This is a genomic window from Streptomyces sp. FH025 (genome assembly GCF_017427025.1).
GTDB lineage: Bacteria > Actinomycetota > Actinomycetes > Streptomycetales > Streptomycetaceae > Kitasatospora.
Window position 1 is genome coordinate 1 of the sequence record NZ_JAFLNG010000519.1, and the last position, 5,617, is coordinate 5,617.

The 5,617-nt window shown below is 71.5% G+C and carries 6 protein-coding genes; 5 read left to right on the plus strand and 1 reads right to left on the minus strand.

The window, feature by feature from the left end; all coding sequences use genetic code 11:
* On the plus strand, positions 1-274 hold a 274-nt coding region (locus J0670_RS28260; protein WP_243437638.1), incomplete at its 5' end, for a LysR substrate-binding domain-containing protein.
* Positions 275-368: 94 nt separating this feature from the next.
* Here the strand turns inward: J0670_RS28260 and J0670_RS28265 are convergent.
* Positions 369-695, minus strand: coding sequence for a WhiB family transcriptional regulator (locus J0670_RS28265; RefSeq protein WP_196948779.1), 327 nt, complete (start codon positions 693-695; stop codon positions 369-371).
* 562 nt (positions 696-1,257) lie between these two features.
* On the opposite strand from J0670_RS28265, the gene J0670_RS28270 reads away from it, so the two are divergent.
* The 4 genes from J0670_RS28270 to J0670_RS28285 form a co-directional block, all read left to right on the plus strand.
* A complete protein-coding gene (locus J0670_RS28270; protein ID WP_014136228.1) occupies positions 1,258-1,869 on the plus strand; it encodes a response regulator transcription factor in 612 nt (203 codons plus the stop codon).
* Between the two features lie 335 nt (positions 1,870-2,204).
* Complete coding sequence (locus J0670_RS28275; RefSeq protein WP_207814525.1) at positions 2,205-2,921, plus strand: sigma-70 family RNA polymerase sigma factor; 717 nt, start codon at positions 2,205-2,207, stop codon at positions 2,919-2,921.
* A gap of 305 nt (positions 2,922-3,226) precedes the next feature.
* Entirely contained in the window at positions 3,227-4,729 is a 1,503-nt protein-coding gene (gene guaB / locus J0670_RS28280) for an IMP dehydrogenase (protein WP_207814526.1), read from the plus strand.
* Between the two features lie 205 nt (positions 4,730-4,934).
* Positions 4,935-5,617, plus strand: a 683-nt coding sequence (locus J0670_RS28285) for a GuaB3 family IMP dehydrogenase-related protein (protein WP_207814527.1), incomplete at its 3' end; no start/stop codon positions are given.

Sequence of the window (5,617 nt, forward strand, 5' to 3'; positions counted from 1 at the left end):
CGCGGGGGCCGGCTTCGAGCCCCGGATCGACTTCGCCACCGACGACTACCCGGCGGTGGTCGGCTTGGTGGCGGCCGGGCTGGGAGTGGCGGTGCTGCCCCGGCTGGCGTTGCAGTCGGTGCGTCCTGACGGCGTTTCGACGGTGCCGGTGCGGACGGCCGCCGGGGTGCCGGCGGTGCGCCAGGTGGTGGCGCTGACCCTGCCGGACCTGGCCGAGGTGCCGGCCGTTGCGCTGATGCTGGAGCGGCTGGCGGGCTCCGCCACCGGCCGCTGACGGCGGGCGGTCGGGCCCTCGCCGTTCCGGATGGGGTGGGGCAGCCTGAGGCGCTGCGAAGAAACGTTTCTTCACGGCGCGCCGTGGAACGGGTCTAGCGCTGCGCGACCGCCGGAGGGGTCAGCGGGATCTCCACCAGGCGGTGCCGCGAACGGCCCAGCATCTCCTCGCGCTCGTCCTCCGTCATCCCGCCCCAGACGCCGTACGGTTCGCGGACCGCCAGGGCGTGCGCCGCGCACTCCGCGATCACCGGGCAGCGCATGCAGACCTCCTTGGCGCTGGCCTCGCGCGAGCTGCGCGCGGCCCCCCGCTCGCCCTCGGGGTGGAAGAAGAGCGAGCTGTCCACGCCACGGCACGCCGCGGAGAGCTGCCAGTCCCAGAGGTCCGCGTTGGGGCCGGGGAGGCGGGAGAAATCTGCCATGGCTCATTCCCTTCAGAGGCGGTCGACCGTCGGCCGGGCGGTTCGGCGGGGCTACCGCCGAGCGGACCGGCGGGGCGTTGCTGCACTGATGTGGACACCTGGAAATATGACTTAAGGCAACTCCATGGACAAGTCACCCACACACTGGCACAACAGTCAATGACCATACGAACGCTATAAAAACGGGCAAAGTGGGCAATGGGGTCGCCGGGCGCGGGCGTGGCAATCGGGTGGCCGACGGGCGCGCGACGCACCGCACCGGTGTGCGGGTCGTACGCCGACCGCGCGCGAGCTGCGCAAAACTGCGGCGTGTGCACCGCGATGCGGCTGATCGGTAATGGGTTGGCCACGTACAGTGGTGGAGATGCCCTGAAGGCCGTAACTCATTCGAGTGATGGTCGTTGGAAGTGCGGAGGCGGTTAACGGGCGCCGGACGTCGGGAACGATCGCGGGCAGTTCGGAGCGATCAGGACGGAGTCTGTCGCCGATCGGCCGTGTCGGAGAGGTTCGTACCAGCCAGGAGGCTCAACGTGACGCGGATCAGCTGCGGAGGACGACGGTCATGACTTCCGTTCTCGTTTGCGACGATTCCCCGCTCGCCCGCGAGGCGCTTCGCCGCGCGGTCGCGACCGTACCCGGTGTGGACCGGGTCACCACCGCGACGAACGGGGAGGAGGTCCTCCGCCGCTGGGTGGCCGACCGCTCCGATCTCGTTCTGATGGACGTCCGGATGCCCGGCCTCGGCGGGGTCGAGACGGTCCGGCGACTGCTGTCCGCCGACCCGGGCGCGCGGATCATCATGCTCACCGTCGCCGAGGACCTCGACGGTGTCGCGCTCGCGGTGGCCGCGGGTGCCCGCGGGTACCTGCACAAGGACGCCTCGCGCGCCGAGCTGCGGGCGACCGTCACCCAGGCCCTCGCCGACCCGACCTGGCGGCTCGCCCCGCGTCGGCTGCGCAGCCCCGACATGGGCGCGGCGCCGACCCTGACGGCGCGTGAGATCCAGGTGCTGGAGGGCATGAGCCACGGCCGCAGCAACGCCGAGATCGGCCGCGAGCTGTTCCTGTCCGAGGACACCGTCAAGACCCACGCCCGACGGCTGTTCAAGAAGCTCGGGGCCTCCGACCGGGCGCACGCGGTGGCGCTGGGTTTCCGCTGGGGCCTGGTCCGCTGACCGCCGGCGGCGCCGCCGGCTGCGGGGCGCCGCCGTCGAATCCCGGAACGGGCGCCGCACAGGCGTGTGACGTTACGGTCCCGAGGTTGCACCATGGAGGAGTGGAGCACCTCGGGGACCAGCGGACAGGCACTGCGGCGAACCACGCAGCCGCAGGACACTCGGCGGACGACGCGACGGACGGGACCGCTCACAGCGGCGGGGCGGGAGGCGGCACGGTGCAGGAGGGGTCGGTGATGCGCGGCACGCCCCGTGGTGTCGCAGCGCATAACGTTCCGGTGCACAACTCCGGACGCGGTGCCGCGTTTTCCCGGTCGACCAGGCACCATGGATCGATGCGCGACGATGTCGCCGGTGCGGCCGGCCAGGTGGACCCGGACGGGGCCGAACCCTCCGGACCGGGTCGCGATCCGTCGTACGCCGATTCCGGCGGTCCGGGCGCGGAGGCCGGGCCGGGCCGCCCGCCGGTGCTCGGCACGGGCGGCTCACCCCTGGTGGGCGAGCTGGTCGCGGCCGCCGTGCGCGGCGAGGGCCGGGCCATCGACGCCCTGCTCGCCTACGTCCACCCGCTCGCCCTGCGCTACTGCCGGGCCAAGCTGGCCCGGCTGCCCGGCGGGGCCCGGCACCACGTGGACGACGTGGCCCAGGAGGTCTGCGTCGCGGTGCTGTGCGCGCTGCCCCGGTACAAGGACCAGGGGCGGCCGTTCGAGGCCTTCGTCTACGGGATCGCCGCGCACAAGATCGCCGATCTGCAGCGGGCCGCGATGCGCGGGCCCGGCTCGACGGTCGTGCCGCAGGACGACCTGCCGGAGGTGCCGGACGAGGCGCTCGGCCCCGAGGAGCGGGCGCTGCTCAGCAGTGACGCGGCCTGGGCCAAGGAGCTGCTCTCCAACCTGCCGGCTCGTCAGCGCGAGCTGGTGCTGCTGAGGGTGGCCGCCGGGCTGTCGGCGGAGGAGACCGGCGAGGTGCTCGGGATGTCGCCGGGGGCCGTACGGGTGGCCCAGCACCGTGCGCTCAGCCGGCTGCGGGCGCTCGCGGAGGAGTCCTCCTGAGGTCCTCGTGTTCCTGCTGAGGTCCTCCTGTGGCCCTCCTGTGGTCCTCCTGGGGCGACGGGCCGGTGGAATGGGCCACCGGGGGCGGTTGTTGTCAAGGGCACACGAGGGCACATTCGCGGTGCCAGTACCATGGGGTATCGGCGCCTGGGCGGGTTGCCAAAGTTTCGCGGGTGCGCGCGAGGAACCCTTGGAGGTTCCTCCAATTCCACCCGGCTTTCGGCGGTCTGCGCGAGTGAGCGATGAAAGCGCCCCCTACCTCAGGGCGCGAGCGGATTTGGCCGGCCACGGAAGGTACCCCCCAAATGTCTTACAACGCCGCAGGCGTACCCGAGAAGTTCGCCATGCTCGGGCTCACGTTCGATGACGTGCTGCTGCTGCCCGGGGCCTCCGAGGTGCTGCCCAACCAGGTCGACACCTCCTCGCGGGTCTCCCGGAACGTCCGCGTCAACATCCCGCTGCTGTCCGCCGCGATGGACAAGGTGACCGAGGCCCGGATGGCCATCGCGATGGCCCGCCAGGGCGGTGTCGGCGTCCTGCACCGCAACCTGTCGGTCGAGGACCAGGCCAACCAGGTCGACCTGGTGAAGCGCTCCGAGTCCGGCATGGTCACCGACCCGATCACGGTCGGCCCGGAGACCACGCTGGCCGAGGCCGACGCGCTGTGCGCCAAGTTCCGCATCTCCGGCGTGCCGATCGCCGACCCGTCCGGCAAGCTCCTGGGCATCGTCACCAACCGTGACATGGCCTTCGAGTCGGACCGCACCCGCCAGGTCCGCGAGATCATGACCCCGATGCCGCTGATCACCGGCAAGGTCGGCATCTCCGGCGAGGACGCGATGGCGCTGCTGCGCCGCCACAAGATCGAGAAGCTCCCGCTGGTCGACGACGAGGGCCGGATCAAGGGCCTGATCACCGTCAAGGACTTCGTCAAGGCCGAGCAGTACCCGAACGCCGCCAAGGACGCCGAGGGCCGCCTGCTGGTCGGCGCCGCGGTCGGTGCCAGCGCCGAGGCCTTCGACCGGGCCCAGGCCCTGGTCGAGGCGGGCGTGGACTTCCTGGTGGTGGACACCTCGCACGGCCACAGCCACAACGCGCTGGCCTGGATCGAGAAGATCAAGTCGGCCGTCCGGGTCGACGTGGTCGGCGGCAACGTCGCCACCCGGGACGGCGCCCAGGCGCTGATCGACGCCGGTGTGGACGGCGTCAAGGTCGGCGTCGGCCCCGGCTCCATCTGCACCACCCGCGTGGTCGCCGGCATCGGCGTCCCGCAGATCACCGCCATCTACGAGGCCGCCCAGGCCTGCCAGGCGGCCGGCGTGCCGGTCATCGGTGACGGTGGCCTCCAGTACTCGGGCGACATCGGCAAGGCGCTGGCCGCCGGTGCCGACACCGTGATGCTGGGCTCGCTGCTGGCCGGCTGCGAGGAGTCCCCGGGCGAGCTGATGTTCATCAACGGCAAGCAGTTCAAGTCCTACCGCGGCATGGGCTCGCTGGGCGCCATGCAGTCCCGCGGCCAGGCGAAGTCCTTCTCCAAGGACCGCTACTTCCAGGCCGATGTCTCCTCGGACGAGAAGCTGATCGCCGAGGGCATCGAGGGCCAGGTGCCGTACCGCGGTCCGCTCGCGACCGTGCTCTACCAGCTGGTCGGCGGTCTGCGTCAGACCATGGGCTACGTCGGCGCCAGCACCATCGCCGAGATGGAGAGCAAGGGCCGCTTCGTCCGGATCACCTCGGCGGGCCTCAAGGAGAGCCACCCGCACGACATCCAGATGACCGTCGAGGCGCCGAACTACTCGAACCGCTGATCCGCTGAGCCGAAGCGGTGAGCTGAAGTACTGAGCTGAGGCGCTGAGGGAGAAGGGCCCGCCGTCGCGGGCCCTTCTCGCTTGTTCGGGCTCGTCCGGGCTCGTCCGGGTGCGGGCCGTCGGGGCGGGACCACCGGCGGTACGGGATACTGGGGGCGGCCGGGGTGACCCGGCGGGCATGAGCAACAAAGCAGAAGGGCTCGAAGTGACTGAGATCGAGATCGGGCGAGGCAAGCGCGGCCGCCGGGCGTACGCCTTCGACGACATCGCCGTCGTCCCCAGCCGCCGTACGCGTGACCCGAAGGAGGTCTCGATCGCCTGGCAGATCGACGCCTACCGCTTCGAGCTGCCGTTCCTGGCCGCGCCGATGGACAGCGTGGTCTCGCCGGAGCAGGCCATCAAGATCGGCCGTCTGGGCGGTCTGGGCGTGCTGAACCTGGAAGGCCTCTGGACCCGCTACGAGGACCCGCAGCCGCTGCTGGACGAGATCGCCGCGATCTCCGACGCCACCGCCGCGACCCGCCGCCTCCAGGAGATCTACGCCGCGCCGATCCGCGCCGAGCTGATCAAGCAGCGGATCCAGGAGGTCCGCGACTCCGGCGTGGTCACCGCCGCGGCGCTCTCGCCGCAGCGCACCGCCGAGTTCTCCAAGGCCGTCGTGGACGCCGGGGTCGACGTCTTCGTCATCCGCGGCACCACCGTTTCGGCCGAGCACGTCTCCAGCGCCGCCGAGCCGCTCAACCTCAAGCAGTTCATCTACGAGCTGGACGTCCCGGTGATCGTCGGCGGCTGCGCCACCTACACCGCCGCGCTGCACCTGATGCGGACCGGCGCGGCCGGCGTGCTGGTCGGCTTCGGCGGCGGCGCCGCCCACACCACCCGCAACGT